The sequence below is a fragment of the Haloarcula sp. KBTZ06 genome, from assembly GCF_048595605.1.
Taxonomy (GTDB): Archaea; Halobacteriota; Halobacteria; order Halobacteriales; family Haloarculaceae; genus Haloarcula; species Haloarcula hispanica.
In genome coordinates this window covers 2,907,703-2,934,555 of sequence record NZ_CP184337.1, presented here as the reverse complement: position 1 = coordinate 2,934,555, position 26,853 = coordinate 2,907,703, and the positions used below count along the sequence as shown (strand labels likewise).

The window sequence follows — 26,853 nt, the reverse complement described above, 5'->3', positions numbered from 1 at the left end:
TCTTTTTAATCGGTTGAGGAGGCCTGCTCGAACCGGCTCGCGGGCAGCAGGAGTTCGCTGACTTCGGGCAGGTGTTTCAGGTTGTAGACGATTTTCGCGTCGTCAGACACCGGTGCGGCGATACACGAGAGCCGAATCCCCTTTTCGGTGAGGTCCGGCGGGAGAATGTGGCTCGCCGGCGACGGCATCTCGCCTTCGACGACCGCGACGGCGCAGTTCGTACACGCGCCGCCGCGGCAAGCAAAGGGCCACGCAAAGCCGTTCTTCTCGGCCGCTTCCAGCAACGTGTCGTTCGGATCGACGTAGAACCGCCCGAAATCAGACGACCGCAAGTTCGCGTCGGCGGCTTTCTCGAACAGATCCTCGTCTTCGAGCGCCCAGCCGTGGTCCTCCAGCACCTCGAAGTTGAGAAACTCCACCAGCGGGTCGTCCGGTTCCGGCGGGGCTTGCTCGGTCTCGGACCCGGGTTCGCCCGTCGGTGACTCGTCCGGCAGCGGGTCCCCGGGCTCGTAGCCGTTCTGCAGTCGCTCGTAGGCGTCTTTGACCGCCTGGAACTCCTCCGTCGAGCCGCCCTGGTCCGGGTGGGCTTCCTTCACCCGCTCGCGGTACGCATCGACGATCTCCCCGTCGTCCGCGTCCGGCGGAATTCCGAGGACCTCGAATGGGGACTCCACACCACACGGTAGCGGTCACGGACATAAATTCCCTCCTCCCGCTGCAGTTTCTGCAGGCTGCCGGCGACAGGCGACGTACACTCCCTGTGGCTACCGGCCCTGCGTCAACCGGAAGCCGATTTGCCGCGGCAGGTCAGCGTCGGTAACCGCGTCGATGACCTCGCTCGTGTCGTAGGCCACGCGGTGCTCCTCGACAGTCAGGTCCGCGAGGTCGAGCACGGCGTAGGCTGCCCGGTGGTCCTTGTCGCGGGGCTGGCCTACGCTGCCGGGGTTCATCACGATGCCGTCCTCGTACACCTCGTGGTGCTGATGGTGTGTGTGCCCCATCACGAGTACGTCCTCGTCGCCCAGCAGGTCCGGGCCGAATTCCTCGGGGAACGTGTAGTGGTCCGGGTCGTCCGGGTGGCCGTGGACGAGTTTTACCCGGCCGTCACACACGCGGCGCTCGTCGGGCAGCGCCGCCAGCCACTCGATCTGCTCGTCGGATAACTGCTCCGTGGCGTGTTCGACGCCGGCCTGGGCCATCCCGTTGAACGCGAACGGCGTCTCGGCGGCGACCGCCCTGTCGTGGTTGCCCATCACCGTCGGGACTTCTTCGGTCGGCCAGGGAACGTCCGCTGGGAGCCCATCGGTGTGCCCCCGCATCGCGTCGACACAGTCGGCGTGCCAGGGGTTGTAGCCGACCACGTCGCCCGCACAGACCAGCCTGTCGACCGGCGGCATGTCCGCAAGCACCGCCGCTAGCGCCACCCGATTGCCGTGGATATCAGAGAGTATGCCGAGTTCCATTGCTAGTGTCTACCCCCTGTGGGGTCTTGAGTGTCGGTCCTGGCTCAGTATCTGTGTCTGCTGTGCGGCCATCCGCTCACTCCCCGTTGTACACTGCCACGTCGAACTCGCCCGCTGACCCCGAAACGCCGGCCGAACAGACGGCATGCTCGTACTTGTGGTCGTACACCTCGCGGGCCACCTCGCCGGCCTCGGTCGCGGCCAGGTCGAACGCCGTCGGACTGTCCTCCTCGTAGGTCGCCACCAGCGTCGGCTCGGTGACTTCCTCGACCAGCAGCGCGTCCCGGCGGACGGTCCCGATGACCGCCCCCGGCCCGTCGGCGTTGGTCGTCGGGTCCGCCCCGTCGACGCCGACGATGCCGGCGACCCGCGGCGTGTCGTAGTCGTCCTTCTCGAAGTCGAGCGAGAGGAGCGGCTCCGCGATAGCGTCCCGCGCCGGATAGCCGAGTTCGAGCTTCTCCGCGATTGGGTCGACGTGCGAGCCGTTCCCGACGACTGCGCCGCGCTCGGTGACGCGGACGCCGTTGTAGGAGATGTATGGGTTGTCCGTCTCCGGCGCGTCCGGTGTCGGCTCGATAGTCACTGTGCCGTCGCGCTGTACTGCCTGGCGGTTGGGGAACGAGCGCGAGGAGACGCGGTACGCGCCGACCTCGGGACTGACGACGACGAATCGTCCGACGTACATACGCGAGTGTGCACGGCACCCCGAAAAAGCGCTGTCGATGTCTTGCCGTCTAGCGTAGGCATGACGCTATTGTTCTCCTGGCGGTGTTGTGTGGGCTGCTGACACGCTTCATGTCCGACCGAATCGCGCAACGCTTACAAAGGGGCACCCGATACTGTAGAGTGCACACAGTCCATTGGGGTAGAGGCCAATCCTGAAGCCTTCTGGGGGCTTCGACCCTGGTTCGAATCCAGGATGGACTATTTCTGTGGCGAGCAAACTCGCGAGCCGCGAAATCGTAATTACTGATTCGAACCCCGCCAGTCGCGCACAGCGAAGCGAGCACGTCTGGTTCTGGTTCGAATCCAGGATGGACTATTCTTGTCGCGAACAACCCGTGAGCGACAGCGTCGTGATTAGTGGACTCGAGTCTTCCACTGGTTCGAACTCATGTGGGACGGGCTTGACACACATCTGGCAAGCGCCGGCTTGCCCGTGGCTACTTGTAGCTTCCTGCCAGAGAGAACATATGGCACCGACGCACGTCCTCGTCCCGCTGGACGGGTCACCGCTGGCTGACGAGGCGCTGACGTACGCGCTGGAGACGTTCGACTGTCGGATTACGGTCCTGAACGTCGTCGCGCCGCTCGATACCGGGATGAGCGAAGGCGGGATGCTCGAACCGGACGAGGACCGCCGGGCGGCGGCCGACGAGCGGGCCGCGAATCTCGTCGACCGGGCGTCACAGCAGGCCAACGAAGTCGGCCGGCAGGTCGAGACAGCCGTCGAGACCGGTGATCCAGCCGAAACGATTCTGGACTACGTCGAGGAGGTCGACGTGGACCAGGTGGTGATGGGTGGTCACAGCGAGACGCGAAACGAGATCGCCAGGCGGTTGCTCGGGACCGTTGCGACGGCGGTCGTCAGCGAAGCCCCGGTGACGGTGACGGTCGTCCGGTAGTCGTCGACCCGGACAGCACGCGGGAGCTTTTCACGCTTGGCTGCCGAGGGCCGCTTCCAGAACCTGATACACGCCGTAGCCGAGCACGACGCTGGTGACGAGTGTGATGAGCCAGAACCCGACAGTCACGCCAATTTTCCGGCGCGAGACGCCGGCGGAGCCGCCAGCCAGGCCGCCGCCGATGACCCCGGAGATGATGATGTTGTTGAACGAGATGGGGATGCCCAGCGCGATGGCGGCCTGTGCGATGATGAACCCGGGAACCAGTGCGGCGATTGAGCGCCGGACGCCCAGCTGTGCGTACTCGCGGGAGGTCGCCTGTAGCAGGCGAGGCGCGCCCATCCACGCCCCGCCGAGGATGCCCACCGCACCGAGTGCCAGCAACACGAACCCGGGCAGGCCGAGTTCGGTGCCGTAGAGGTTCTCCAGCGGGCCGGTCGCGAGGCCGACCTGACTGCCGCCACTGGAGAAGGCGACGACGCTGCCGAGAACGACGAGAAAGGTCTTGATGCCCTTGTCGACGGAGGCCTGGGTCTGCCGGCGGATGTAGTAGAAGCTCCCGGCGGCGACCAGCAGCGTCGCGGCGACAGCCGCGATGTCCGTTCCGGCGACCATCGCGGCGAAGCCGGCCAGCGAGCCCTGGTCGGTGCCGGTCGGCGACGGGATGATGCTCAACTGGACGTTGGCAACGATACCGCCGACGACGCCGGCGAGTAACGGGACGCCGACCGTCTCGGGGATGTCGTCCCGGCGCAACACGGTCGCGGTGAGATAGGCCAGGCTCCCCGACACTGGCGGGACGAGCAGCCAGAACGTGATGATGCGGCGGTAGGTGTCGAAGACCGGCTGACCGCCCAGCGAGAGCCCGACGCCGACCATCGCGCCCGTCGTCGCGAACGCCGCTGGAACGGGGTAGCCCGAGTAGATCCCGAACGCCATGAACCCCGTCGCGGTCAACAGGCCGGCAATGGCTGCGAGCGATGTGATGGCGACACCGTCGATGAGGCCGGCTCCGACTGTCTCGGAGATACTCCCGCCCTGGGTCAGTGCGCCCAGCGCGGCGAGGATGCCGATCATGAAGGCGGCGCGCATCGTCGAAATGGCGTTCGCGCCGATAGCCGGGGCGAAGGGCGGTGAGTTGCTGTTCGCACCGAGTGTCCAGGCTGTCACCAGCCCGGTGAGCGTCGCGAGGGCGACCAGCGCCCCGAAGACGACGGTAGTCACCGCGTGCTGGGCCCCGTCAGGGCCTGCCAGTTGCTGCTGTGTGAACGCGACCAGATTGTCATTGCCAGCCGTTCACACCCAGTACATAAAATGTCCGCGGCGTCGGTATCGACAGCCGATCGGCCCGCCTTGCCATGATTTGTCGCCGATGTGGCTAATGTGCGACACCGAAGTCTTTAACGCCTATCGACACCGCTGGTGGGACATGTCACAGCGGAGACGCACGTTCATCAGTAGTGTTGGTACCGCAACTGCAATCGGGTTAGCCGGATGCCTCGGTGGCGATGGCGGGGACGGTGACGGAGGCGACGGCGGGGACACCGACAGCGACGGCGGGGACGGCGGCGACAGCGGCCCGGCCGCTCGTGTCGGAATGGTGTACGCGACGGGCGGGCTCGGTGACGGGTCGTTCAACGACCAGGCTCAGACCGGCGCTATCCGAGCGGCAGACGAGCTGAGTATCGAATACGACGAGTCTCAGCCGGAAGCGGTACAAGACTTCGGCAGCCTCCAGCAGCAGTACGCGCAGTCCTCGAACCCGGACTACGACCTCGTCTGCTGTATCGGCTTCCTGCAGGCGGACGCCCTTACAGAAACCGCCGAACAATACCCGGACCAGAAATTCATGATCGTCGACTCCGTCGTCGAGGCGGACAACGTCGGCTCGTACGTGTTCGGTGAGCATCAGGGCTCGTTCCTCATCGGACTGATGGCCGCGAAGCTGACCAGCCAGGACTTCTCGGCTGGAGCCGGATCCACGCAGGGTGACTCCGCGAGCGTCGGTTTCGTCGGCGGCGTCGAGGGTGACCTCATCGGTCGCTTCGAGGCCGGCTACAAAGCCGGCGTCAAGCACGCGGAGGAGGACGTCGAGGTCCAGTCGGCCTACGTCGGCGACTTCAACGACCCCTCCGGCGGACAGGAGGCGGCCCTCTCGATGTACGAATCCGGTGCTGACATCGTCTACCACGCGGCCGGTAACACCGGGACCGGCGTGTTCCGTGCGGCCCAGGAGGCGGGGCGCTTCGCAGTCGGCGTCGACCGCGACCAGTCGGTCACGAAAGCGGACTTCAGCGACGTCATCCTCGCGAGTATGGTCAAACGCGTCGACAACGCGGTGTACACGTCGGTCGAATCGGTCGTCAACGACAACTTCGAGGGCGGTGCCGTGAACACGCTCGGTCTCGAACAGAACGGTGTCGAAGCGGTGTACGGCCAGCAGATCGGCTCGGAGATCCCACAGGGCGTCAAAGACGAGGTGTCCGAGGTCCGCCAGAGCATCATCGACGGCGACATCAGCGTGCCCACTGACCCCGACAACGCCTGAGACGGATCGTTAAAGCGATTTGTCGATCTGTTCCGCCCCGCGGTCGGAATTATCCGAAAATAATATACAACAATCCGTCCGAGTCACCGCGGCCACACACGCAGTTGCCGCATATTTTTGCCAGACATGTGGAACCGTGAAGTTAAAACAACGGGAAGGTAACGGCTCAGAGTATGGAACAGGCCGTCCACCTCGATGGTATTACAAAGCGGTTTCCGGGGGTAGTCGCGAATGACGACGTCGATCTGGCGGTTGAGAAGGGGACGGTTCACGCACTGCTCGGCGAGAACGGTGCGGGAAAAACCACCCTGATGAACGTCCTCTACGGGCTCTACCAGCCCACCGAGGGGACGGTCAACGTGCACGGCGAGACACAGCAGTTCGACTCGCCACGCGACGCCATCGACGAGGGTGTCGGTATGATCCACCAGCACTTCATGCTGGTCGATCCGATGACCGTCACCGAAAACATCACGCTTGGGAACGAGCCCCGCAAGTGGCTTGGACTCACAGTTGACAGCGAACAGTCCCGAGAACAGGTCCGTGAACTGTCCGAGCGATACGGGTTCGACGTGGACCCCGACGCCCGCATCGAAGACGTCGGCGTCGGCGTCCAGCAGCGCGTCGAGATCCTCAAAGCGCTCTACCGCGGCGCAGACGTCCTGATTCTGGACGAACCGACGGCAGTACTCACGCCACAGGAAGTCGAGGACCTCTTTCGCGTGCTCGAAGAGCTGACCGACCAGGGCAAGACGATTATCTTCATCACGCACAAGCTCGGCGAGGCGATGGAGGCTGCCGACGAAATCACCGTCCTGCGCGAGGGGAAAAACGTCGGGACGGTGCCGGCCGACGACATCACTCGGGAGGAACTGGCCGAGATGATGGTCGGCCGAGAGGTGCTGCTGGATCTCGACCGGGAGCCCGCCGAGCCGGGCCGGTCTATTCTTGCGGTTTCGGACCTCGTCGTGGAGGACGACCGGGGTGTCCGCGCAGTCGACGGGATTTCGCTTGAGGTCCGGGCCGGCGAGGTACTCGGTATCGCCGGCGTCGACGGGAACGGCCAGTCGGAACTGGTCGAGGCAATTACCGGGCTCCAAATGCCTGACGAGGGGACGATTACCTACGACGGCGTCGACCGGACCACCGACAGCCGCCGGGAGCGCATCGAGGCCGGGCTGGCCTACATCCCGGAAGACCGACAGGAGCGGGGACTGGTGATGGACTTCGACCTCGTCGAGAACGGCCTGCTGGGGAGCCAGCACGCGGCCGACTACACCTCGAAGGGGCGCATCGACTGGAACCACACGCGCGACCACGCGGAGGAGATAATCGAAGAGTACGACGTTCGGCCGCCGGATGCCAACGCCCACGCCAAGTCCCTCTCCGGCGGGAACCAGCAGAAGTTCGTCGTCGGCCGGGAGTTCGCCCGGGACCCGCGTCTCGTCGTCGCCTCCCACCCCACCCGCGGCGTGGACGTAGGGTCGATGGAGTTCATCCACGATCAGATCAACGCGCTCCGCGAAGCGGGCCGGGCCGTGTTGCTCATCTCCTCGAACCTCGACGAGGTCCAGTCGCTCTCGGACCGTCTCGCCGTCGTCTACGAGGGCGAGATCGTCGACATCGTTGACCCCGAGCGCGTGACCGAGGAACAGCTCGGACTGCTGATGGCCGGGCAGCAACCTGACGCCGTCCCGACCATTGCGGCGAACGAGGAGGGTCACCAATGAGCGACGACGGCCCGTCGCGGAACGGCGACGACCCGCCGGCACCGGCCTCGGACGACCGGTGGTCACAGTACCGGCAGCGACTCATCAGGCTGGGCCAGACCTCCGTCGGCGAGCGGATTCTCATCGCCGTCTCGGCGCTGTTGCTCTCTCTCGTCGTCGGGACGGTCATCGTCACCGCTGCGGGACTGATGGCGACGTGTCGGTCGCCGGTACTTTCCTTTGGTTCCACGACGCTGTGCTACGACCCGTTCTACGTGTTCAACCGCCTGTTCCTCGGCGCACTGGGCGACCCCTTCACGGGCGGCTGGTCGCCGCTGAACGCGCAGTTCGCGGCGACGCTTCGGGAGACGACGATTCTGGTGTTCACCGGACTCTCGGTCGCCTTAGCCTTCCGTGCGGGCATCTTCAACATCGGGACGCAGGGCCAGCTCATCATCGGCGCGCTGGCGGCCGCACTGACGGTGTTGTGGGCCGGCTCGCTGGTCTCCGGAACAATCGCCCTCGTTCTGTTCATCCCGCTCGGGCTGCTCGCCGGCGCAATCGGTGGCGGCCTCTACGGTGCGATACCCGGCGCGTTGAAAGCTTACGCCGACGCGAACGAGGTAATTACCACTATCATGCTCAACTTCGTCGCTGTCCGGGTCTCGCTGTATCTCGTCCGGAACCACTTCGCCGACCCGACGAGCCAGGCGACACAGACCCGAACACTGCCCGTCGAGGGACAGTTCCCCTCGATCCTGTTCGACCCGCGGACGGACTTCTCGCTGCTCGCGCTCCTGATTGCGCTCCTGTTCGTCGGCGGCGTCTACTACCTGCTCGAACACACGGCCTTCGGCTACGACCTGCGGACCGCCGGCATCCAGCCCGCGGCCGCGGAGTACGGCGGTGTCGACTCCGCCCGGACCATCCTGACGTCGCTGACGCTGTCCGGTGCACTCGGTGGTATCGGCGGGGCCGTGTTCGTGATGATGACGCTCGGGAAGTTCCAGACTGGCATCCCGAGCTACGGCTTCGACGGGATCACCGTCTCCATCCTCGCCGGCAACAACCCCATCGGGGCCGTCTTCGCCGCGCTCCTGTTCGGCGTCCTCAAGTCCGGTTCGAACGTGGTGGCGTTCGCGACTAACGTGCCGCCACAGCTGGTCGGTGTCCTGCGCGGGCTCATCATCCTGTTCGTCGCGATGCCGGAGTTCTTCCGTATCATCGGTCGGTGGCTCGCAAGGGGACAGCGCGACAGACAGGCCACCGCGACCGCGGGAGGTGGTGCCGATGACTAACGACAGCGCCATGGAGCGACTCTCGTCGATGTCAGGCCGGCTGTTCATCGCCGCCGCGGCGTTCCTCCTACTGGCCGTCCTCGCCGGATTCGGCCTCCTTGCGCCGGCGTCGACGCCCGGTCAGATATTCTGGGTACTGGCCTCGAAATCGACGCTGTCCTCGACGCTACGGCTCTCGGTCCCGATCGTGCTGGCCGCGCTTGGCGGCATCTTCGCCGAGAAGAGCGGCATCATCAACATCGGGCTCGAAGGCCTGCTCATCATCTCGGCCTTCGCAGCCATCTTCGGGGCCGACGCCACCGGCTCGCTGTGGCTCGGGTTCCTCATCGGCATCGTCGCGTCGACGCTGCTCGCTGCCGTGTTCGCCGTCGTCTGTATCGAGTTCCGCGCCGACCAGATCATCGCCGGCCTGGCCGTCTGGCTCATCGCGCTCGGCCTCGCGCCGTTCGCCTCGCAGGTGTTCTACGGCGGGCCGAACACCAGCAACGTCGGCACCTTCGATACGATAACAGTCCCGGCGCTGGCCGACATCCCGTTCTTCGGCGCGCTGTTCGACGCCTCGCCCGCGGTGTACATCATGTTCCTCGCCGTGGCGGCGTCGTGGTACGTGCTGAACCGCACCACCTTCGGCCGCTGGGTCCGGGCCGCCGGCGAGAACCCGAAGGCGCTGGACACCGCCGGCGTCGACGTGTCCCGCGTCCGCTACGCAGCCGTCCTCCTCTCCGGCGTCCTCTCGGGGATGGGCGGGGCCGCGCTGGCCATCAACATCGGCCAGTTCACCGGCAACGGCCCGACGATGGTCAACGGCAAGGGGTTCATCGCCATCGTCGCCTATCTGTTCGGCAACTACAACCCGGTCGGCGCGCTGCTGTCGACGACGCTGTTTGCCGGCCTCGACGCCGTCCAGTTGCGCCTCCAGACAGCCGATGTCATCGCCGTCCCCGATTCACTGGTCCAGGCCATTCCGTTCGTCGCCGTCATCGTCGTCCTCGCCTTGGTGGGCAAAACCCGCCTGCCAGAAGCCGCTGGCGAGCACTACGAGTCCGGCGAGGAATGAGCTAGACACAACCTTCTCTGGACTTGTTTCTGCCCGCAGCAGTTGATCAAATGCGAACAGCCAGAAAGCCCCCGCACTATCGACTCCCGCGGCTTGCTGCGCCCTTCACTCACTGCGTTCGCGCCAGTGCTTGCTGCGCCGGGGTTCGCCGATGGTGCGGCCCCTTTCAGTCCCGCCCAGCGTGGATTGGCCAACCGGCTATGGGTGGGGATGAAAGGGGCGAGGCGCTGGGCGTTCGAGATCGTCCGAAAATCTTCGATTTTCGGGATGATGAGAGAGCTCTGCTCTCTCGGACCACGACACAAGCACCGCAACGAAGTGAGGAGCGAGGGACCTGCGGTCCCTCGGAACGTGCGAACGGCGTTCCGCGCCGTGAGCAGAGAGCGCAGCGAGTCGCAGGAGCCCAGCGCCTCGGGACTTTCTGGTAGCCACTGGAAGAGAATAGTCCAATCCTAGCCGAACACTCATGTGCGCGGCAGGCACAGGACGAGGTAGCAAATGTCGCGCCGATATGACCACGCCCGGGTTCAAGAGTACTGGCAGCAGGCTTGGGAGCGAGACGGAGTGTTTGAATGCCCCACTGACGCCGAGGACCCGACGTACGTGCTGGGGATGTTCCCTTATACCTCTGGCTCGTTGCATATGGGGCACATCCGGAACTACGCTATCACGGACGCGTATGCTCGGTACCGGCGGATGGCCGGCGACGACGTGCTTCACCCGATGGGGTGGGACGCGTTCGGCCTGCCGGCGGAGAACGCGGCCTACGAGCGGGACACGGACCCCGAGTCCTGGACTCGGACGTGTATCGACCAGATGAAAGCCGACCTCCGGGAGATGGGCTTTGGCTACGACTGGTCCCGGGAAGTCACCACCTGTGACCCCGAGTACTACCAGTGGAACCAGTGGCTGTTCACCCAGTTCTACGACGAGGGACTGGTCGACTACGGCGCGGCGACGGTGAACTGGTGTCCGGACTGTGAGACAGTGCTTGCTGACGCGCAGGTCGAAACGCCGCCGGAAGCTGATGAAGGCGAAACGACTGCCGGCACTGGCCACAGCCACACCCACGGCGGCGTCTGCTGGCGCTGCGGGACCGGCGTCGAGCAGCGCGACCTCGACCAGTGGTTCTTCGCCATCACCGACTACGCCGAGGAGCTGTATCGCGGGTTGGACGACCTGGAGGGGTGGCCCGACGGCGTGCGGGACAGCCAGCGCAACTGGATCGGCCGCCAGGAGGGCGCTCGGGTCGCCTTCTCCGTCGGCCACGACGACTACGACACCGTCGATGCGTTCACGACGCGGCTCGACACGGTGTACGGCACGACGTATCTGGCGCTGTCGCCGGGCCACGACCTCGCGCGAGCGCTGGCCGAGACGGACGACGCCGTCGCCGACTACGTGGAATCAGTGGCGAGCACGGATGACGCCGGGATGAGCGGCGTCGAGACGGACCTCACCGCGACCCACCCCTACACCGGCGAGGAACTGCCGGTGTACGTCGCGGCGTACGTGCTGGATGACGTGGGAACAGGAGCGGTCATGGGCGTGCCGGCCCACAACGAACAGGACCACGCCTTCGCCGACGAGCACGATCTGACCGTCGAACAGGCCGTCGAACCGGTCGACGGCAGCGGGACGGATCTGCCGCACGCGCCCTACACCGGCGACGGGATGCTCACGGACAGCGGCGAGTACGACGGGCTCGCCAGCTCCGCCGCCCGCGAGCGCCTGCGCGAGCACGAGGCCGCCGAGGAAGCGGTGACCTACCGCCTGCGGGACTGGCTCATCTCCCGCCAGCGCTACTGGGGGACGCCGATTCCCATCGTCCACTGCGACGACTGCGGCCACGTCCCGGTTCCGGAAGACGACCTGCCGGTGGAACTGCCCGACTACGTCCAGACGACCGGCAATCCCCTCGATGCGGCTGAGGAGTGGAAGCAGACGACGTGTCCCGACTGCGGGGCCGACGCGGTGCGAGAGACGGACACGATGGACACGTTCGTCGACTCCTCGTGGTACTTCCTGCGATACTTGTCGCCGCATTTCGAAGATGCCCCCTTCGACCAGGAAACCGCCGACGAGTGGCTCCCGGTCGACGTGTACGTCGGCGGCGAGGAACACGCAGTGCTGCACCTCCTCTATATACGCTTTTTCACCCGCGCGCTGTCGGACATCGGCCTGCTGGACCGGGAAGAACCGGTCGAGCGGCTCATCAATCAGGGGACGGTGCTTCACAGCGGCGAGAAGATGTCCAAATCGAAGGGCAACGACATCGCGCCCCACGAGTACGGGGCCGAGACGACGCGGCTGTTTGTCCTCTCGGCGGCCCACCCCTCCCAGGACTTCGAGTGGACCGTCAAGGACGTCTCGACGGCCTACGACTTCCAGCAGACGCTGTACCGACTTGTCACGGAGTACACTGACAGAACCGAGACACGGACCGAAAGCACCGGCCACGACGCGTACCTGGAGCGGGAAATCGACCGGACTATCGCGGCCGTCACCGAAGAGTACGACCGGTTCCGGTTCCACCGCGTCATCGGCGAGCTACAGCGGTTCGCCCGGCTGCTGGGGCGCTACGCGGGCTACGACCGGCCCTACCAGTTCGCCTACGGTCGCGGCCTGCGGGTGCTCGCCGGCCTCGTCGCGCCTATCGCCCCCTTCCTCGCCGAGGAGATGTGGCAGCTGCTCGACGAGGACGGCCTCGTCGCCGAGAGCCGGTGGCCAGAACCGCTCCGTGACGTGGACGACTACCGCATCGAGCGCCAGGTCGTCCGGCAGACCCTCGACGACGTGCGCGAAATCACGGAGGTCGTCGACATCGAGGCGCCGAACGAGATCGAACTCGTCGTCGCCGCCGACTGGAAGTACCGCGCCTACGAGATCGCCCGCGAGTCCGACCCCGGCGACGCCATCGTTGGCGAGATCATGGCCGACGACGACATCAAACAGCACGGTGACGCGGCCGCCGAGTTCGCCGACCGGCTGGCCGACCGCGGCGCGGGACTGGAACCGATTATCGACGGCGAACGCGAACTCGACACGCTCCAGCAGGCCGCGTGGCTGTTCGAAGACGAGTTCGGCTGTGACGTTGTCGTCCGGCGGGCCGCACCCGACGACGACCTCGCGGCCAAGGCGCGACCAAACAAGCCCGCGATCCACATCTCCTGACTACTCGGTCGCGGCCGCCGTTTCCGCCTGGGCGGCCTCGTGGGCGCCGGTCACTGCGTCGACCAACTTCTCCCGCTGTTCGTGGTGTATCAGGTGCGAGCGGCAGTCACAGTCCGAGCAGCCGAAGGCGTCGACGCGGTCGAACCCTTTTGCCGCCGGCCCGTCGACCCGTTTGGCGACGGCGCACTCGACGTCGGCCTCGGTCGTGACGACCCGGTCGACGGTCGTCGCCGCGTCGCCCAGCAGGTAGTCGATGTGCCAGTGCCGGGTGTCGTTGTCGCCGGCGGCGACGGCGCGGTGGCGGTCAATGCGGCCGAAGCCGCCGCTGCCCAGCGCACTCCCGGTGTAGGCGTACCAGCCCGCCGGGAACTCGATTTCGCCCAGCGCGCCGACTGCAATCGGCCCGCTGGCGTCCCGTTCGAGAACCAGCGTGTAGGTCCCGCCAGGCATGCGCGCTCAGGTCCCGATGTCGGGGTCGGCGGCGAGTTCGCCGAACCCGTCGATGCGGAACGCCCGGGAGTCGGTGCAGTCCTCGTTTTCCGCGGCGAGTTCGCCGATGACCCAGTTGAACCGGCGGCCAAAGTCGTCGTATGGCGCGTCCGCGAGCAGGTCGGTGACGCGGTCGCTCGTCAGGTCCTCGTCGTACTCCTCGGCGAAGTCGGCGATGTTGTCGGCGGCTGTCTGTGCGATCTCGTCGTCGGTCTCGTCGGCGAACGCCGCGGCGAGCGTCTCGCTCAGGTCGGACATACGCGAACGAACGCGACGATGCCACCTATGCGTTCTGAAACAGAGGGCTGTCCGAGCGTTTCTTGTGTTGAGAGCGACAATATCGGCACAATGAAGCCGTTGCGACAAAGCCCAACCGTGGTCACGCTGGCGGTCATCGGTGCTGTGTTCCTCGCACAGCAGGCCGTCGGCGTGGTGACCGCCCCGCGGAGCCTGTTCGCCCTCTCGCCCCCGTTGTTCAGTCGTCCCTGGACGCTCGTTACAAGCGTGTACGCACATGCTGGCCTGTCACATCTCCTCGCAAACGCCGTCGGATTGGCTCTCGCCGGCGTCGTCCTCGAACGCCGGACGTCGCCGCTCCGGTTCCACGCCTTCTTCGTCTCGACCGGCGCACTCGCCGGCGTCTCACAGGTTTCGATTACCAGTCTCGTCGGCCCGCTGGTCCCCGGGATGGTCAGCCACGTCTCCGTGCTCGGGGCCAGCGGCGCGGTGTTTGCCCTCTTCGGCTACCTGCTCGCTGCCAACCGCCTGACCGACACTGTCATCGGGGGCTTCGAACTCGCGCCGCGCGTCCAGTTGGCGCTGGCCGGCATTGTTGCCGCCGCGATCACCCTCGCGACCGCAAACCCTGGCGTCGCGCTCATCGCACACTTCACCGGCCTTTTGCTAGGGTTCCTTGCCGGGCGCGTCCACCTGCTGCGGCCGACGGACTCGTCACAGACGCCCGAGGCCGCCAACTACTGAGCAGCACGTCGTTCCGAGACAGCTTCGCCACGCCCGTTCTGATAGGACGCTGCTGATACAACTGGCCCCACACTTCGTAGGTGCCTGGTAACAATATGTACTGAGTGCGTAGCGCAGTGTATGTGGGACAGTGACATAGAAACGGCCGACCCACCGCTGGGGAGGTGTCCGGTCTGTGACGTGAGGATTCCCGCAGCGAATCTCGTCATCGCGTACGACACGGCCGGCGACTGGCCGCGGATGCTCGCGACGTGTCCGGATTGTGAGGGCGCGGTGAATCCGGTGTGATTCCTGCTGGAACAGACATGACAGAAACCGTGGACGTGAATATACATAGACACGCCGAAGCGGCCGCCTATATGTGTAACAACCACCGATTAGGTGCGGTATACTGTTGTTTCGACCAATGATACCAAGGCCAGACAGGGTGAGTGACAGTGGGGTCATCGAGCAGCGATAGCCCCCCGCTGCCCCAACGGAGCGACACCGATAGATTACGACCGACGGACGCCGGCCGATACCTCGACACGCTCGTGTTTGCGGTCCACGGAGTCTGGACCGTGACGCTCGTCGGTGTCCGACCGTTCGCGTTCTGGGGAGCCGTACTACTGCCGCTGTTGTATCTCCCGTCGCTCTACGGCGTCGGCACCGGACAGGATACGGCGCTGTTCCTCGAACTTGTTGCCTGGCACGTCGCTTCTATCGTTCTCGGACACGGGCATACGCCCTTCTGGAGTCGATAACTCGATACGCCTGGGTTCACCAGGATCATTTGATATTCCGTCACACTTCCACACTCCACTCGAAACAATGGGGGTATGGTGACGGTTCACGACCGGTTTGTCAACCGACGAAAACCTGCTCGTCAAGCCGCTCGGTGGCTGTCTCGGCCAGCGTCTTGAGGTTCACTGTATCCTCCCGGTTGTACGACACCAGCGTTTCGAGTGCACCGTCTCGGCCCTGTTCGTGTTCCCGCCAGAGCCGCACCGCGTCCCGGCCAGAGATGTCCGGTCGGTCCCGTTCGATGCCGATGTCCTGCTCGACCTGCTTGAGGCCGCCGGAGAGCCCGATTTTCTTGCAGGTGTACATCAGGTCCAGATGTGGGCGGTCGAGATTGACATCGAAGTTCGCTTCGAGGAAGGGCACGTCGAATCGCTTGCCGTTGAACGTCACCAGCAGGTCCGCGCCGTCGAAGGCGGCCCGGAGGTTCTCGGCGGTCAGGTCGTCACCGGCGATGAGCGTCTGCGTCTCCCCGTCCTGATGGAGGCTCACCGTCGTCACCTGATTGCGGTCCTGATCGAGTCCGGTCGTCTCGATGTCGAAGAAACAGGCCCGCTCGCGGAAGGTCTCGTACAGTCGCCAGCGCTCGCTGCTGGGAAACGCGTGGTCGAAGTAGGACACGTCGGTTTCGGCCACGCGGTCCCGCCCCTCGTCAATGAACTGTTGGATTCGGTCGCCGCGCTGGCCGCCGACGACGGACGGTTCGAACTCGTCCCAGTGGGTGACGCCCTGCTCCCAGATGGACCGCTCGGTCTTCTCCCCGACGCCGTCGGTTCCGATGAAACTGTTCTCGACGCGCACGCTCTCGGGTACAGGTTGGGCTGTATGTAAGCCCGTCGGTGCGCGTGACAGGCGGCCGGAGCGTCATGTCCCTCCCCGCCTAATGTCCACACATCGGAAGGATGCTGTTGTACACTGATTGACTTTCCACGGAGACGACGACTGTGCTATCGCAGCTATCACACACTGACTGGGGCCGGCCGAACGTCCGCTCACAGAACGGACAGACGAACCGTACCGGGTCCGGGGTTTCGGATAGGGGCATGGCTTCGCAAGGAGTCCCGTATATGAGTAGCCAGCCGCTATGTGTATGCTACGCCCCGATTCTGTTGCTATCTGTATAGTTGTCCTTCGCTGTGGTGCGCTGCTGACGAGCGAAAGCACGAAGCCGAGCGACGCCACAGAGTAGCCCATGACGACGTTTCTGCTCGCCACCAACTCGGTCCACGTCACTGCGGCCGCCGCTGACTACCTCCAGAAGCGCCTCGATCCGGCAGCTGATGACGACGTCATCGTGGTCGCCGTCCGCGACCCCGATGCTCCGCCGCGTGACGCGGGTGACGCAGTCAATGTCGCCCGCTCGCGACTCGCGTCGTTTATGCCCGTAACGGAAACGAAAGACGGTGAGCCCGTGACGGAGATACTGGCGGCGGTTGACGAACACGACCCGGACGAACTCCTCATCGGTCCGAACCGCGGGACCGACGACAGCGATGGTATCGGCTCGACCGCCCGGGACCTCCTGACCCGCGTTGACCGCCCGGTCATCGTCCTCCCATTTCCCTAGCGGGAGAACAGGCCGTCGTCCTCGAAGGTCAGGCCGAGGTCGACATCGAGCAGGTCCTCGGCCATCGCGGCGACGGTCGGTGCGACATCGGAATCGGGGTCCGTCGCAAGTGGTCTGGACGCGCCCGCGCCGATGTGCGGAACCGTGTGTGCGGCGTCCTCGACGGGTTCGCTGTCATCGCCGTGGACACGCGTCGCGACGACGGCAGAGGCCGGCGCACCGATGTCTCGAAGCCGGCCCTGCTGTCTCGGAAGGAGGTCGCCGCCGCGCCGGCTGGCTGGCACCACGAGCGCCCGCCGCTGTGCGGTCGTGGCAGCGGCGACGGCCTGATTCGACGCAATCGGCGGCACGTCGAGCAGGACGTGGTCGAACCGGCCGGCCACCTCTTCGATAGCCCGTTCGAGCGTCTGTGCGCTCTCGGCTGACTTCGCTCGCGCGAGGCGCTCGAACGGCGCGTGGGCCGGACAGAGCGCGACCCGCCCGTCGGCGTCGATATCCCACTCGAACAGCGCGCTGTCGACCGGCACGTCGCCGACGGCCACCGCAGTCACGTCGGCGTCGAGCCGCCCGTCGACGTACGTTGCCAGCCCCTGCGTGCCGAAGGCCGCGTCGACGACGGCGACGGACCGCCCACCCCGGGCCAGCGTCGCCGCCGTCTCGACTGTCAGCCTGGTCGTTCCAGCCCCACCGGTACACCCCACGAACGCGAGCGTCGGAACCCCCATGCGTCGCTGTTGGATTATCTTTCGATAAAAAGATACGGAATTTTACGCCTGTTCGGCCACGATGTCGTCCTCGATGTCGTCTAGTTCGTCGTCGGAGAGGTCAGGACGGTCGTTGACCAGCGCGTGGATCGGCCGGCCGCCGTCGTCTTCGAACCGCGGGATGATGTGGCCGTGGACGTGCGGGACTTCCTGGCCGGCCGCCTCGCCGTTGTTGAACGCGACCGTGCTGGCGGGGGCGTCGACGGCCGCCTCGACGGCGGGGACGAGTTCGTGCAGGGTCGACAGCACCTCGCCGGCCACGTCGGCGGGCGTGTCGTTCAGCCGTTCGTGGTGGGCCTTCGGGATGACGAGCGTGTGCCCCGGCGAGAGGGGATTTGCATCGAGGAACGCGAACACGGTGTCGTCCTCGTAGACGGTTCGGCTCGGGATGTCACCGGCGACAATCTGGCAGAAGATGCAGTCCTCGCTCATGGTCGTCCCTGTGTCCGGCGGTCACAAGAAGGTTCTAGGTGTCATCGACACTGGTGACCGTGTCGGCGATGGCCGCCGTGTACTCGTCGTAACTGTAGCCCAGCCGCGAGAGCCAGACCTCCTGATACGAGGGGTGGAGCAGCGGGACCACGGGAACGCTCAGCGCCTCGCTCTGCAGCGGGTCGAGCACGCTGTCGAGAAACCCGTCGAGGCTGTCGTCGTCCAGCGCCAGCACGGTCTTCGTCGCGTGCTTGCCGGTGGTCAGCACCGCCGCTGGCTCGATTGCTTCGACTTCCTCGACGAGGTAGGGGCGGCAGTTCGCCAACTCCGCGTCGGTCGGGTCGCGGTTCTCCGGCGGATGGCACTTCACGGCGTTGGTGTAGTAGCAGTCGTCGTGGCCGAACCCGGCGTCGGCGAGCACCTGCCGGATTTTCCGGCCGGAGCGCCGCGAGGTGTAGGCCATCCCGGTCAGGTTGCCGCCCCGCCACTGCTCGGCTTCCGGGTCGCCGTCAGCCGGTGCTTCGCCGATGACCACGAGGTCGGCCGACGGCGGGCCGTTGCCCCACGAGATACAGGTCCGGCTCTCGGCGAGTTCCGGGCAGCGTCGGCAGTCCTCTGTGAGGGCGTTTTGCTGCTCGTCGGTCGGGAACGCTGGCACATGCGCTGGCACGGCCGTCGGCGGCAAAGCCGTGGCGGTCGCCACCACAAGACGTTTATCGCCGGTGGCCGCTCCAGCATCTGTATGCCCTCCTACGAGTACCGCACTATCGAGGTTGACAGTGATGTCATGATCGCCGGACTCGGCGGCGAGGTCACGCCGCCGGTCGAACAACTGAACGAACTCGGAGCCGAGGGGTGGCATGTCGCCGCTCCGCTCACAGACAAGACCGGCGAGACGGTCAGCTTGCTCCTCCAGCGTGAGCGCGAGCCCTGAACAGCACACATACAACCGATTGTCCTTTATTGGAGGCGGCGAATGTGCCGGTATGGAACGTTTCGCCGCTGTCGACGACCAGTACAACCCCGACGCCGTCGAGGACGGGGTCTTCGAGTACTGGGACGACGTCGACGCCTACGAGCAGACGAAGGCCCACCGGGCCGACGGCGAGGACTACTTCTTCGTTGACGGGCCGCCCTACACCTCCGGCGCGGCCCACATGGGGACGACGTGGAACAAGACCCTGAAGGACTGTTACATCCGCTACCTGCGGATGCAGGGCTACAACGTCACTGACCGGCCGGGCTATGACATGCACGGCCTCCCCATCGAGACGAAAGTCGAGGAGCGCCTCGACTTCGAGAACAAGAAAGACATCGAGCAGTTCGGTGAGGAGAACTTCATCGAGGAGTGCAAAGACTTCGCCGAGGAGCAACTCGAAGGCCTCCAGACGGACTTCCAGGACTTCGGCGTCTGGATGGACTGGGACGACCCCTACAAGACGGTCAATCCAGAGTACATGGAGGCCGCCTGGTGGGGCTTCCAGCAGGCTCACGAGCGCGGCCTCGTCGAACAGGGCCAGCGCTCTATCAACCAGTGTCCGCGCTGTGAAACTGGCATCGCCAACAACGAGGTCGAGTACCACGACGTTGGCAAGCCGTCGATTTACGTCAAGTTCCCGCTGGCGGACCGCGAGGGCGAGCGGAGCGAGACCTCGGAACGAGCGAGCGGTGAAACCGCGAGCCGCGAGGGCAGTCTGGTCATCTGGACGACGACGCCCTGGACAATCGTCGCCAACACCTTCGTCGCCGTCGACGGTGACCTCGACTACGTGGGCGTCGACGCTGAGAAAGACGGTGATACCGAACGGCTCTACGTCGCCGAGGCCTGCGTCGAGGACGTGCTGAAGGCCGGCCGGTACGACGACTACGAGGTCGTCGAGGAACTGTCCGGCGAGGAGATGGTCGGCTGGGCGTACGAGCACCCGCTGGCCGAGGAAGTGCCGGACCACGCCCAAGGCGAGGGCTCTGGGCAGGTGTATACCGCCGACTACGTCGAGGCCGACCGCACGGGTCTCGTCCACTCCGCGCCCGGCCACGGTGAGGAGGACTTCGAGCGCGGACAGGAACTCGACCTCGAAATCTTCTGTCCGGTCGGGAGCGACGGCGTTTACACCGACGACGCGGGCAAGTACGCAGGGACGTTCGTCCGCGACGCCAACGACGAGGTCATCGACGACCTCGACGAGAACGGCGTCCTGCTCTCCAGTGAATCTGGCCACACCGTCCGCGAAGGGCAGTGCTGGCGCTGTGACACCGACATCGTCCGTATCGTTACCGACCAGTGGTTCATCACGGTGACCGACATCAAGGACGAACTGCTTGCGAATATCGAGGACAGCGAGTGGTACCCGCAGTGGGCGCGAGACAACCGCTTCCGGGACTTCGTTGAGGACGCGCCGGACTGGAACGTCTCGCGGCAGCGCTACTGGGGCATCCCGATCCCCATCTGGCTCCCTGAAGACTGGTCCGGTGACATGGACGACGCCATCGTCGTCGGCGACCGCGAGGAACTTGCCGAGCGGGTCGACCAGGACATCGACCCCGAAAACGTCGACCTCCACAAGGGCACGGTCGACGACCTCACCATCACCGAGGACGGCACGACCTACACCCGCGTCGGCGACGTGTTCGACGTCTGGCTCGACTCCTCCGTGGCGACGTGGGGGACCGTCGACTACCCCGAACAGACTGAGGACTTCGAGGAGCTGTGGCCCGCCGACCTCATCATGGAGGCCCACGACCAGACCCGCGGCTGGTTCTGGTCGCAACTGGGCATGAGCACCGCCGCCACCGGTGAGATTCCGTACAAGCAGGTGCTGATGCACGGCTACGCCAACATGCCCGACGGCCGCGGCATGTCCAAGTCCAAGGGCGTCCTCATCGATCCCCACGAGGTCATCGAGAAGCACGGCCGCGACCCGATGCGGCTGTTCCTGCTGTCGGTGACTGCCCAGGGCGAGGACATGAACTTCTCCTGGGAGGAGACCGCCGAGATGCAACGGCGGCTCAACATCCTCTGGAACGTCGCGCGCTTCCCGCTGCCGTACATGCGTGCGGATGATTTCAATCCGGAGGAGACCACAGTCGAGGATGTCCGCGAAGACCTCGAACTCGTCGACGAGTGGGTCCTCTCCAGGCTTCAGACCGTGACCGAGGCGATGACCGACTCGATGGACGACTTCGAGAACGACAAGGCGGTCGACGAACTGCTCGAATTCGTCGTCGAAGACGTTTCCCGGTTCTACATTCAGGTCGTCCGCGAGCGGATGTGGGAAGAAGAGGACAGCGCCTCGAAGCAGGCCGCCTACGCCACGCTCTACCGCGTGCTCGAATCCGTGGCCGCGCTGTTTGCCCCGTTCACGCCGTTCGTCGCCGAGCAGGTGTACGGCGCACTCACCGGCGACGCCGGCAACCCGACGGTCCACATGTGTGACTGGCCCGAGGTCGACGCCGACCTGCACGACCCTGCGCTCGAACGCGAAATCGAGGTCGTCCGCGAGGTCGAGGAAGCGGGCTCGAATGCCCGCCAGCAGGCCGAACGCAAGCTCCGCTGGCCCGTCACCCGCGTCGTCGTCGACGTCGACAGCGACGACGTGGCCGACGCGGTCCGCGCACAGGAGGCCATCATCGCCGACCGGCTCAACGCCCGCGCCGTCGAGGTCGTCGGCGCTGACGAGGAGTGGGGCGAACTCCAGTACTCCGCCGAGGCCGACATGAGCGAACTCGGCCCGGCCTTCGGCGACGACGCCGGCCGCGTCATGAACGCGCTCAACGAGGCCCGCGTCGGCGAGCAGTCACTCGATACCCTCGAAGGCACAGTGAGCGAAGCACTCGGCGAGGACGTCGACCTCACCGAGGAGATGGTCGAGTTCCGCCGCGAGACCCCCGAGGGCGTCACCGGGACGGAGTTCGCTGCGCTCGATGGCGGCGGCGTCGTCTACGTCGACACGGCGCTCACCGAAGGCATCGAGAGCGAGGGGTACGCCCGCGAGGTCATCCGCCGCGTGCAAGAGATGCGAAAGGACCTCGAACTCGATATCGAGGAGCGCATCGTCGTGGACCTGGCAATCGACGACGAGCGCGTGGATTCGCTGGTCCGCGAGCACGAGGCGCTCATCAAAGAGGAGGTTCGGGCTGACGAACTCGGCGGCGTCGAGGACGGCCATCGAAAAACGTGGGACGTCGAAGGGATTGAGATGGAAATCGCGATAGCACCGGTCGCCGCGGCTGAGGCGTCGGATTAAGCGGCACGCAGTCGCGTTACAACGAGCGGGGTTTTTTTTGCCCCTCGTGTTTCAGCACCGGTGTCTACAGCTCTTCGGCGACGACCGGTGCGGCGCTGACCTCGCTGACGGCGCGTTCAAGCGTGTCCGTGCCGTAGACGGCTTCGACGCCGGCGCTGTTGAGCTTCGTCAGGGCGTTGCTGGCGAGCATCGGGTGGATACAGGTGACGAACACCCGTTCGGCGTCGCGGTCGTCGAGGACGCCAACGGACTCGCTCATCGTCGACCCCGTGGCGATGATATCATCGACCAGCACCACATCACGGCCCTCGACCGGCGCGTCGCTGGGGCTGATCTCGATGTCGCCGGTGTCGTAGTCCCGATCCTTCTCGAAGAAGTCCGTCTCACCCTCGCCGTACGCGTCTCGGACCGTCGTCGCGAGGGCGATTGCGCCTTCGTCGGGCGAGAGAAAGAGGGGGTTCGTCAGGTCCGCAGGCAGCGGGTCGGCGAGAACACTCGCCGCGTCGACGTTGGTGGCTGGCACGTCGAAGAAATCACAGACGGCCGGTTCGTGGGGATTTACGGTCAGTACACGGTCGGTTCCCGTCGAAATGGCGCGGGCCATCGCCCGCGAGGAGACCGGTTCGCCAGGCTTGAACGCCTCGTCCTGACGGGCGTAGCCCATGTACGGGATGACGGTGATGACCTCGCTCGCGCCGCTTTCGCGGGCCGCGTCCTGCAACTGGAGCAACTGGAGGTGCGCGTCGCTGTCGACAGTGGATGCGACGACGACGGCACGCTCGCCAGCGACTGCTTCGGGGACCCGGACGACGTGCTCACCATCGGGGAACCGTTCGTACTCGACCCGTCCAAGCCGCTCGCCCGTCGCCTCGGCGAGGGTCGCCGCGAACGCCTGCGTGTCCGCCCCGGGGATAATCATGTGCGGTGGGTGGCTGTCCGGGCTAAACCTCTTTTCGATTCCCCGACATCGTGGCTGACTCTCCCTTCAGACAACTGTGCATTGTAATTGACACCCATAGCGACAACACTCACGTAACTTGTGTGACCATGCCTATTTTCCGATACAATGATATATTTTCGTAATATTATTTACAACTAGATGAGGTATTTATCTCTGCTCGATTCCAAAGTACGAACAGCGCAGTCCCTCCAAAATCATGAAGGTATTACATTTAGATGACGAACCTGATTTTGCGGATTTGACCGCCCAGTTCCTCGAACGGGAAAACGAACGGCTCGAAGTTCAAACGGCAACGAACGGTACTGACGGTCTTGCGATTCTTCGGGCGGAGAACATCGATTGTATCGTCTCGGACTATGATATGCCAGTAATGGACGGGCTGGAGTTCCTGGCTGCAGTCCGCGAACAGTCTCCTGACCTGCCGTTCATCCTTTTTACTGGCAAAGGGAGCGAAGAGATCGCGAGCGAAGCTATCACGGCCGGCGTGACGGAGTACATCCAGAAAGAGCATGGGACTGACCAGTACGCGATCCTGGCCAATCGAATCACGAACCTTGTCGAACGCTACCGTGCCGTCCGTACAATCGACCGTAGCTACAGGGCGATGAAGACTGCCAGCGAAGGGATCAGCCTCATCGACCCGGACGGGACGTTTTCGTATGTGAACCCTGCCTTTGCGGACCTATTTGGATACGAGCAGGATGAACTGGCCGGCGAGCCCTGGACAATTCTGTACCACGACGATGAAGCGGACCGGCTAGAGAACGACATCATCCCAGCGGTCAAAGAAAACGAGTACTGGTCGGGTGAAACAGTTCGACTGATGAAAGACGGCGACAGGCTCGTTACGAACCATCGCCTGGCTCACGCTGACGACGGGGTACTCGTGTGTACGGCGCGGGACATCACCCCCGAACGGACGCAGTTGGTGGGACAGAGCACTCAGTTCGACGTTCTTATCGATGCCATGGACGACCACGCCTTTTTCACCCTCGACCATGAGGGCTACGTCACTCGCTGGAACGACGGTGCTCAACAATTCACTGGCTATAACGCGGAGGAAATCATCGGAGCGCACGTTTCGACGTTCTTCGAGGAGTCTGATCTGGCGAACGGCCTTCCCGAGCAACTCCTCGATACCGCGAAAACAGACGGGACCGTCTCCCACGAAGGGTTACAGATCCGTCAGGACGGCACGCGCTGCTGGACAGACATGACGCTCTCTGCGAGCTTTGACGAGTCCGGAGCGCTCCGTGGCTACGGCATTATTTTGAAAGAGGCCGACAGACAGCAAATACCGCAGTAAGAGTGCATGGACGCCGGTCGATACTGATCTATTGCCATGAAGGCCGGATAGAACCGCGAAGTCCCGCTTAGATACTACTGATCGAATCAGGCCACAGCGACGCCAACGACGTCGGGGACGCCCAGCGAGCGCTGTCGCCAGCCGCCCTGTCCGTCGGCGGTCGCCTCGGCCGCGGTTGCGACGAGGAAGGTCCCGTTCTCGGTGATCGCGTAGGTGTCGTCGCCGTAGGTCACGTCGACGACGCGCTCGGTCGCTGGCAACGTGCAGGGCTCCCACGCGCCGGCTGTCAGTTCGTACAGGCCGTCCGCCGCGGCGGCATGGACCTGCTCACCGTCGCTTGCAACTGCCAAGTGTCGGCCCGACCGGACCTCGGTCCACTCGCCGTCGCTGTCGGTGCTCCCGCCTTCGTAGCGGTACAGCCCGCTCTCGGTCGCGGCGTAGTCACCGGCCACGTCGACCACGTCCACCAGGCCGAGTCGGTCGAGCGACGGGAGGGCGTACACGCCCTCGGCCGCGGCGAGGCGGTCGCCGTCGATGGCACGGACGTCCGCGACCTCGCCGATATCTCGCCACTCCCCGCTGTACCGAGCGACGCGGCCGTCGCCGGCTGCGAGCAGTCCGTCGCCGTCGTAGCCGACGGCGGTGGCTGGCCCGAACCCAGTCGGAACGAAGCCGTCGTCGGTCAACACGAGCACGTCCTCGTCGGTGGCGACCGCGACTTCGCCGCTTGCGCCGGCCACATCACGGGCATTGCACCGTTCGCTCAGGCTGAACCGCCCGATCTGGCCGCCGGCCGTCTCGACGCGGGTGACGCCCAGTCCCGACGCGACGTACGCGTGGGTCTCCGGACGTTTCGCCCCGTACATTCGCTTCTCGGACAGTGCGATGTCGTCGTCGCTCACCTCATATCGCCTCTTTGTATGCTTCGAGCGCATTCTCTATGTCTTCACCTGTGTGGGCATCACAGATGAACTGTGACTCGAACTGGTTCGCCGTGAGGAACACGCCCTGGTCTTTCATCGCAGGCCAGAACAGGCGCTCCCACCGCTCGGTCTCGGCCTGTGTCACGTCGTGGCCGGTCTTCGGACAGTAGTCGAAGCGTGGACAGGACTCCCGCTGCCGGCAGCCAGCCTCGCAATGTCCGTCGAAGGAATCAGGCCCGTCGCGGGTGAAGATGACCTTGAACATCGAGTCCCGGCCGACGACGGTGTACTCGGGGGCCTGGTCTTCGAGGATGTCCTGCAGTCCCGCTCGGAGCCGGTCGCCGAGCTCGTTGACGTGGTCGTATACGTCGTGTTCAGCCGCATACCGTAACGTCTCCAGACCGGCCGCCATCGTCACGGGGTGGCCAGAGAACGTTCCGGACTGGAACACATCGCCGGCAGGGGTGAACTGCTCGATGATCTCGCTTTTGCCACCGATTGCCCCGACCGGGAAGCCGCCGCCGACAATCTTCCCGAACGTGGTGATGTCGGGGTCGATGTCGAACGCGCCCTGGGCACACTGGAGGCCGCCGACGCGGAAGCCGGTGATGACCTCGTCGAAAATAAGCAGGGAGCCGTGGTCGTCACACAGTTCCCGGAGCGTGTCGTGGTAGCCCTCGACCGGGTGGACGATGCCGTAGTTCCCGAGGATGGGTTCGGTGAGCACCGCGGCGATGTCGTCGCCGTGTTCCTCGAACACCTCGTGGGCGGCTTCCTCGTCGTTGAACGGCACGGTCAGGGTGTGCTCAGCGAAGCTCTCGGGGATGCCGGGGCTGGACGGGGCCGTGTGGTCGCCCTCGCCCTTGACCAGCGTGGACTCCTGTGCCCCGTGGTAGCCACTCTGCATCACGACGATTTTGTCCCGCCCCGTGTAGCCACGAGCCAGTCGGACCGCCGAGACCGTCGCCTCGGTCCCGCTGTTGACGAACCGCAGCATCTCGACACTGGGGACGTGCCGGGTGACGAACTCGGCCAGTTCGACCTCGACTTCGGTCGGCGCGCCGTACATCGGCCCCTCAGCGGCGTGTCGCTGGATGGCTGATTGGACCTGCTCGGGCAGGCTGTGGCCCAGCAGCAGCGGACCGTAGCCCATGACGAAATCGATGTATCGGTTCCCGTCGGCGTCGATGACGTGCCCGCCGTCCCCTTTCTCGACGAAGAACGGGTAGGGCTGCGTGGCTCGCACGGAGGAGTTGACGCCGCCCGACAGCACCGACAGGGCGCGGTCGTACAGCGCTCGCGACTGCTCGTGGTTCATACGCTGCCGTTTGACCGCTGTCAGAAAGAAACTGTTGTTAGCTCGCGGTCCCACCGACCTAGTGGACGGATGTCATGCGTTCACCGGTAAAATAAATATTTCGTAAAGAGTCACTGTTATACGGTGCGTATTCATCTATGTAATTACGATAATGGCATCCGAACGTACTTCGATATCATGCCAAATTGGACAAATGGGCGTCTTGACGGCGCGT

General features: G+C 64.9%; 26 protein-coding genes. 13 read left to right on the top strand and 13 right to left on the bottom strand.

The genetic code is table 11. The features are described from left to right. Nucleotides 1-5: 5 nt before the first annotated feature. From fer to ACNO8S_RS15300, 3 genes are all read right to left on the bottom strand, one after another. Nucleotides 6-674: a ferredoxin Fer gene (gene fer / locus ACNO8S_RS15310; protein ID WP_050037264.1), complete on the bottom strand. Its 669-nt coding sequence runs from the start codon at nt 672-674 to the stop codon at nt 6-8. Between the two features lie 90 nt (nt 675-764). Continuing rightward, on the bottom strand, nt 765-1,463 hold the full coding sequence (locus ACNO8S_RS15305; RefSeq protein WP_420182231.1) for a metallophosphoesterase family protein: 699 nt from the start codon (nt 1,461-1,463) through the stop codon (nt 765-767). Nucleotides 1,464-1,539: 76 nt separating this feature from the next. Then, entirely contained in the window at nt 1,540-2,148 is a 609-nt protein-coding gene (locus ACNO8S_RS15300; protein WP_420182230.1) for an IMP cyclohydrolase, read from the bottom strand. 508 nt (nt 2,149-2,656) lie between these two features. Here ACNO8S_RS15300 and ACNO8S_RS15295 point away from each other — a divergent pair. After that, nucleotides 2,657-3,088, top strand: a complete 432-nt coding sequence (locus ACNO8S_RS15295; RefSeq protein WP_014041672.1) for a universal stress protein — start codon at nt 2,657-2,659, stop codon at nt 3,086-3,088. Between the two features lie 30 nt (nt 3,089-3,118). Here ACNO8S_RS15295 and ACNO8S_RS15290 read toward each other — a convergent pair whose 3' ends face one another. After that, nucleotides 3,119-4,312 (bottom strand): inorganic phosphate transporter, encoded by a 1,194-nt coding sequence (locus tag ACNO8S_RS15290; RefSeq protein WP_129755798.1) that lies wholly within the window; start codon nt 4,310-4,312, stop codon nt 3,119-3,121. A gap of 157 nt (nt 4,313-4,469) precedes the next feature. Between ACNO8S_RS15290 and ACNO8S_RS15285 the strand changes: the two genes are divergently transcribed. The 5 genes from ACNO8S_RS15285 to leuS all read left to right on the top strand — a co-directional run bounded on the left by ACNO8S_RS15285 (nt 4,470) and on the right by leuS (nt 12,874). Continuing rightward, on the top strand, nt 4,470-5,636 hold the full coding sequence (locus ACNO8S_RS15285) for a BMP family lipoprotein (RefSeq protein ID WP_420182229.1): 1,167 nt from the start codon (nt 4,470-4,472) through the stop codon (nt 5,634-5,636). A gap of 173 nt (nt 5,637-5,809) precedes the next feature. Then, nucleotides 5,810-7,366: an ABC transporter ATP-binding protein gene (locus ACNO8S_RS15280; RefSeq protein WP_191450644.1), complete on the top strand. Its 1,557-nt coding sequence runs from the start codon at nt 5,810-5,812 to the stop codon at nt 7,364-7,366. After that, nucleotides 7,363-8,643, top strand: a complete 1,281-nt coding sequence (locus ACNO8S_RS15275; RefSeq protein ID WP_420182228.1) for an ABC transporter permease — start codon at nt 7,363-7,365, stop codon at nt 8,641-8,643. The genes ACNO8S_RS15280 and ACNO8S_RS15275 overlap by 4 nt, the downstream gene beginning before the upstream one ends. A 10-nt stretch (nt 8,644-8,653) precedes the next feature. Beyond that, a complete protein-coding gene (locus ACNO8S_RS15270; RefSeq protein WP_050038257.1) occupies nt 8,654-9,700 on the top strand; it encodes an ABC transporter permease in 1,047 nt (348 codons plus the stop codon). Between the two features lie 498 nt (nt 9,701-10,198). Next, entirely contained in the window at nt 10,199-12,874 is a 2,676-nt protein-coding gene (gene leuS, locus ACNO8S_RS15265) for a leucine--tRNA ligase (protein WP_420182227.1), read from the top strand. On the opposite strand, the gene ACNO8S_RS15260 is transcribed toward leuS, so the two are convergent. Together ACNO8S_RS15260 and ACNO8S_RS15255 are read right to left on the bottom strand one after the other, a co-directional pair. After that, the gene (locus ACNO8S_RS15260; RefSeq protein ID WP_129755796.1) at nt 12,875-13,324 is read right to left on the bottom strand and encodes a GIY-YIG nuclease family protein; all 450 of its coding nucleotides are present in this window, start codon (nt 13,322-13,324) and stop codon (nt 12,875-12,877) included. A 6-nt stretch (nt 13,325-13,330) separates the two neighbouring features. Then, nucleotides 13,331-13,621: a hypothetical protein gene (locus ACNO8S_RS15255; RefSeq protein WP_420182226.1), complete on the bottom strand. Its 291-nt coding sequence runs from the start codon at nt 13,619-13,621 to the stop codon at nt 13,331-13,333. Between the two features lie 90 nt (nt 13,622-13,711). Between ACNO8S_RS15255 and ACNO8S_RS15250 the strand changes: the two genes are divergently transcribed. From ACNO8S_RS15250 to ACNO8S_RS15240, 3 genes are all read left to right on the top strand, one after another. Then, nucleotides 13,712-14,344 carry a rhomboid family intramembrane serine protease gene (locus tag ACNO8S_RS15250; RefSeq protein ID WP_050007537.1) on the top strand — a complete coding sequence of 211 codons (633 nt, stop codon included), beginning with the start codon at nt 13,712-13,714 and terminating at the stop codon, nt 14,342-14,344. Nucleotides 14,345-14,464: 120 nt separating this feature from the next. Beyond that, the gene (locus ACNO8S_RS15245; RefSeq protein ID WP_014041663.1) at nt 14,465-14,632 is read left to right on the top strand and encodes a hypothetical protein; all 168 of its coding nucleotides are present in this window, start codon (nt 14,465-14,467) and stop codon (nt 14,630-14,632) included. Between the two features lie 149 nt (nt 14,633-14,781). Next, the gene (locus ACNO8S_RS15240) at nt 14,782-15,087 is read left to right on the top strand and encodes a hypothetical protein (RefSeq protein ID WP_023843468.1); all 306 of its coding nucleotides are present in this window, start codon (nt 14,782-14,784) and stop codon (nt 15,085-15,087) included. A 100-nt stretch (nt 15,088-15,187) separates the two neighbouring features. Here the strand turns inward: ACNO8S_RS15240 and ACNO8S_RS15235 are convergent, their stop codons facing one another. Then, nucleotides 15,188-15,925, bottom strand: a complete 738-nt coding sequence (locus tag ACNO8S_RS15235; protein ID WP_014041661.1) for a ribonuclease H-like domain-containing protein — start codon at nt 15,923-15,925, stop codon at nt 15,188-15,190. Nucleotides 15,926-16,316: 391 nt separating this feature from the next. Here ACNO8S_RS15235 and ACNO8S_RS15230 point away from each other — a divergent pair, with 391 nt between their 5' ends. Continuing rightward, complete coding sequence (locus ACNO8S_RS15230; RefSeq protein ID WP_420182225.1) at nt 16,317-16,691, top strand: universal stress protein; 375 nt, start codon at nt 16,317-16,319, stop codon at nt 16,689-16,691. Here ACNO8S_RS15230 and ACNO8S_RS15225 read toward each other — a convergent pair. From ACNO8S_RS15225 to ACNO8S_RS15215, 3 genes are read right to left on the bottom strand one after another with little or no spacing between them, the layout of a single operon-like run. Continuing rightward, nucleotides 16,688-17,416, bottom strand: a complete 729-nt coding sequence (locus ACNO8S_RS15225) for a ParA family protein (RefSeq protein WP_420182224.1) — start codon at nt 17,414-17,416, stop codon at nt 16,688-16,690. The two genes, ACNO8S_RS15230 and ACNO8S_RS15225, sit on opposite strands and share 4 nt — an antisense overlap. Before the next feature lie 42 nt (nt 17,417-17,458). Beyond that, nucleotides 17,459-17,887, bottom strand: coding sequence for an HIT family protein (locus tag ACNO8S_RS15220; RefSeq protein ID WP_058990859.1), 429 nt, complete (start codon nt 17,885-17,887; stop codon nt 17,459-17,461). 34 nt (nt 17,888-17,921) lie between these two features. Next, complete coding sequence (locus ACNO8S_RS15215) at nt 17,922-18,545, bottom strand: uracil-DNA glycosylase (protein WP_044952092.1); 624 nt, start codon at nt 18,543-18,545, stop codon at nt 17,922-17,924. A gap of 84 nt (nt 18,546-18,629) precedes the next feature. Here ACNO8S_RS15215 and ACNO8S_RS15210 point away from each other — a divergent pair, with 84 nt between their 5' ends. Together ACNO8S_RS15210 and ileS are read left to right on the top strand one after the other, a co-directional pair. Beyond that, nucleotides 18,630-18,821, top strand: coding sequence for a hypothetical protein (locus ACNO8S_RS15210; protein ID WP_023843467.1), 192 nt, complete (start codon nt 18,630-18,632; stop codon nt 18,819-18,821). Nucleotides 18,822-18,873: 52 nt separating this feature from the next. Beyond that, nucleotides 18,874-22,131, top strand: a complete 3,258-nt coding sequence (gene ileS / locus ACNO8S_RS15205; protein WP_151144955.1) for an isoleucine--tRNA ligase — start codon at nt 18,874-18,876, stop codon at nt 22,129-22,131. 64 nt (nt 22,132-22,195) lie between these two features. Here ileS and ACNO8S_RS15200 read toward each other — a convergent pair whose 3' ends face one another. Continuing rightward, nucleotides 22,196-23,050 (bottom strand): ribose-phosphate diphosphokinase, encoded by an 855-nt coding sequence (locus tag ACNO8S_RS15200; protein ID WP_050037253.1) that lies wholly within the window; start codon nt 23,048-23,050, stop codon nt 22,196-22,198. A gap of 280 nt (nt 23,051-23,330) precedes the next feature. On the opposite strand from ACNO8S_RS15200, the gene ACNO8S_RS15195 reads away from it, so the two are divergent. Then, a complete protein-coding gene (locus ACNO8S_RS15195) occupies nt 23,331-24,398 on the top strand; it encodes a PAS domain S-box protein (RefSeq protein ID WP_230458900.1) in 1,068 nt (355 codons plus the stop codon). Between the two features lie 86 nt (nt 24,399-24,484). Here the strand turns inward: ACNO8S_RS15195 and ACNO8S_RS15190 are convergent, their stop codons facing one another. Together ACNO8S_RS15190 and hemL are read right to left on the bottom strand one after the other, a co-directional pair. Further along, entirely contained in the window at nt 24,485-25,300 is an 816-nt protein-coding gene (locus ACNO8S_RS15190; protein WP_151102677.1) for an HVO_0234 family beta-propeller protein, read from the bottom strand. A gap of 1 nt (nt 25,301) precedes the next feature. Then, complete coding sequence (hemL, locus tag ACNO8S_RS15185) at nt 25,302-26,639, bottom strand: glutamate-1-semialdehyde 2,1-aminomutase (protein ID WP_420182223.1); 1,338 nt, start codon at nt 26,637-26,639, stop codon at nt 25,302-25,304. Between the last annotated feature and the right edge of the window lie 214 nt (nt 26,640-26,853).

Bases quoted from the DNA above. Each gene is read 5' to 3' on its own strand.
- ACNO8S_RS15245 (WP_014041663.1), top strand. From the start codon at position 14,465: ATGTGGGACAGTGACATAGAAACGGCCGACCCACCGCTGGGGAGGTGT.
- ACNO8S_RS15275 (WP_420182228.1), top strand. From the start codon at position 7,363: ATGAGCGACGACGGCCCGTCGCGGAACGGCGACGACCCGCCGGCACCG.
- ACNO8S_RS15230 (WP_420182225.1), top strand. From the start codon at position 16,317: ATGACGACGTTTCTGCTCGCCACCAACTCGGTCCACGTCACTGCGGCC.
- ACNO8S_RS15295 (WP_014041672.1), top strand. From the start codon at position 2,657: ATGGCACCGACGCACGTCCTCGTCCCGCTGGACGGGTCACCGCTGGCT.
- ACNO8S_RS15225 (WP_420182224.1), bottom strand. From the start codon at position 17,416: ATGGGGGTTCCGACGCTCGCGTTCGTGGGGTGTACCGGTGGGGCTGGA.
- ACNO8S_RS15270 (WP_050038257.1), top strand. From the start codon at position 8,654: ATGGAGCGACTCTCGTCGATGTCAGGCCGGCTGTTCATCGCCGCCGCG.
- hemL (WP_420182223.1), bottom strand. From the start codon at position 26,639: ATGAACCACGAGCAGTCGCGAGCGCTGTACGACCGCGCCCTGTCGGTG.
- ACNO8S_RS15260 (WP_129755796.1), bottom strand. From the start codon at position 13,324: ATGCCTGGCGGGACCTACACGCTGGTTCTCGAACGGGACGCCAGCGGG.
- ileS (WP_151144955.1), top strand. From the start codon at position 18,874: ATGGAACGTTTCGCCGCTGTCGACGACCAGTACAACCCCGACGCCGTC.
- leuS (WP_420182227.1), top strand. From the start codon at position 10,199: ATGTCGCGCCGATATGACCACGCCCGGGTTCAAGAGTACTGGCAGCAG.
- ACNO8S_RS15305 (WP_420182231.1), bottom strand. From the start codon at position 1,463: ATGGAACTCGGCATACTCTCTGATATCCACGGCAATCGGGTGGCGCTA.
- ACNO8S_RS15200 (WP_050037253.1), bottom strand. From the start codon at position 23,050: ATGATTATCCCCGGGGCGGACACGCAGGCGTTCGCGGCGACCCTCGCC.
- ACNO8S_RS15255 (WP_420182226.1), bottom strand. From the start codon at position 13,621: ATGTCCGACCTGAGCGAGACGCTCGCCGCGGCGTTCGCCGACGAGACC.
- ACNO8S_RS15280 (WP_191450644.1), top strand. From the start codon at position 5,810: ATGGAACAGGCCGTCCACCTCGATGGTATTACAAAGCGGTTTCCGGGG.
- ACNO8S_RS15210 (WP_023843467.1), top strand. From the start codon at position 18,630: ATGCCCTCCTACGAGTACCGCACTATCGAGGTTGACAGTGATGTCATG.
- ACNO8S_RS15220 (WP_058990859.1), bottom strand. From the start codon at position 17,887: ATGAGCGAGGACTGCATCTTCTGCCAGATTGTCGCCGGTGACATCCCG.
- ACNO8S_RS15285 (WP_420182229.1), top strand. From the start codon at position 4,470: ATGTGCGACACCGAAGTCTTTAACGCCTATCGACACCGCTGGTGGGAC.
- ACNO8S_RS15300 (WP_420182230.1), bottom strand. From the start codon at position 2,148: ATGTACGTCGGACGATTCGTCGTCGTCAGTCCCGAGGTCGGCGCGTAC.
- ACNO8S_RS15250 (WP_050007537.1), top strand. From the start codon at position 13,712: ATGAAGCCGTTGCGACAAAGCCCAACCGTGGTCACGCTGGCGGTCATC.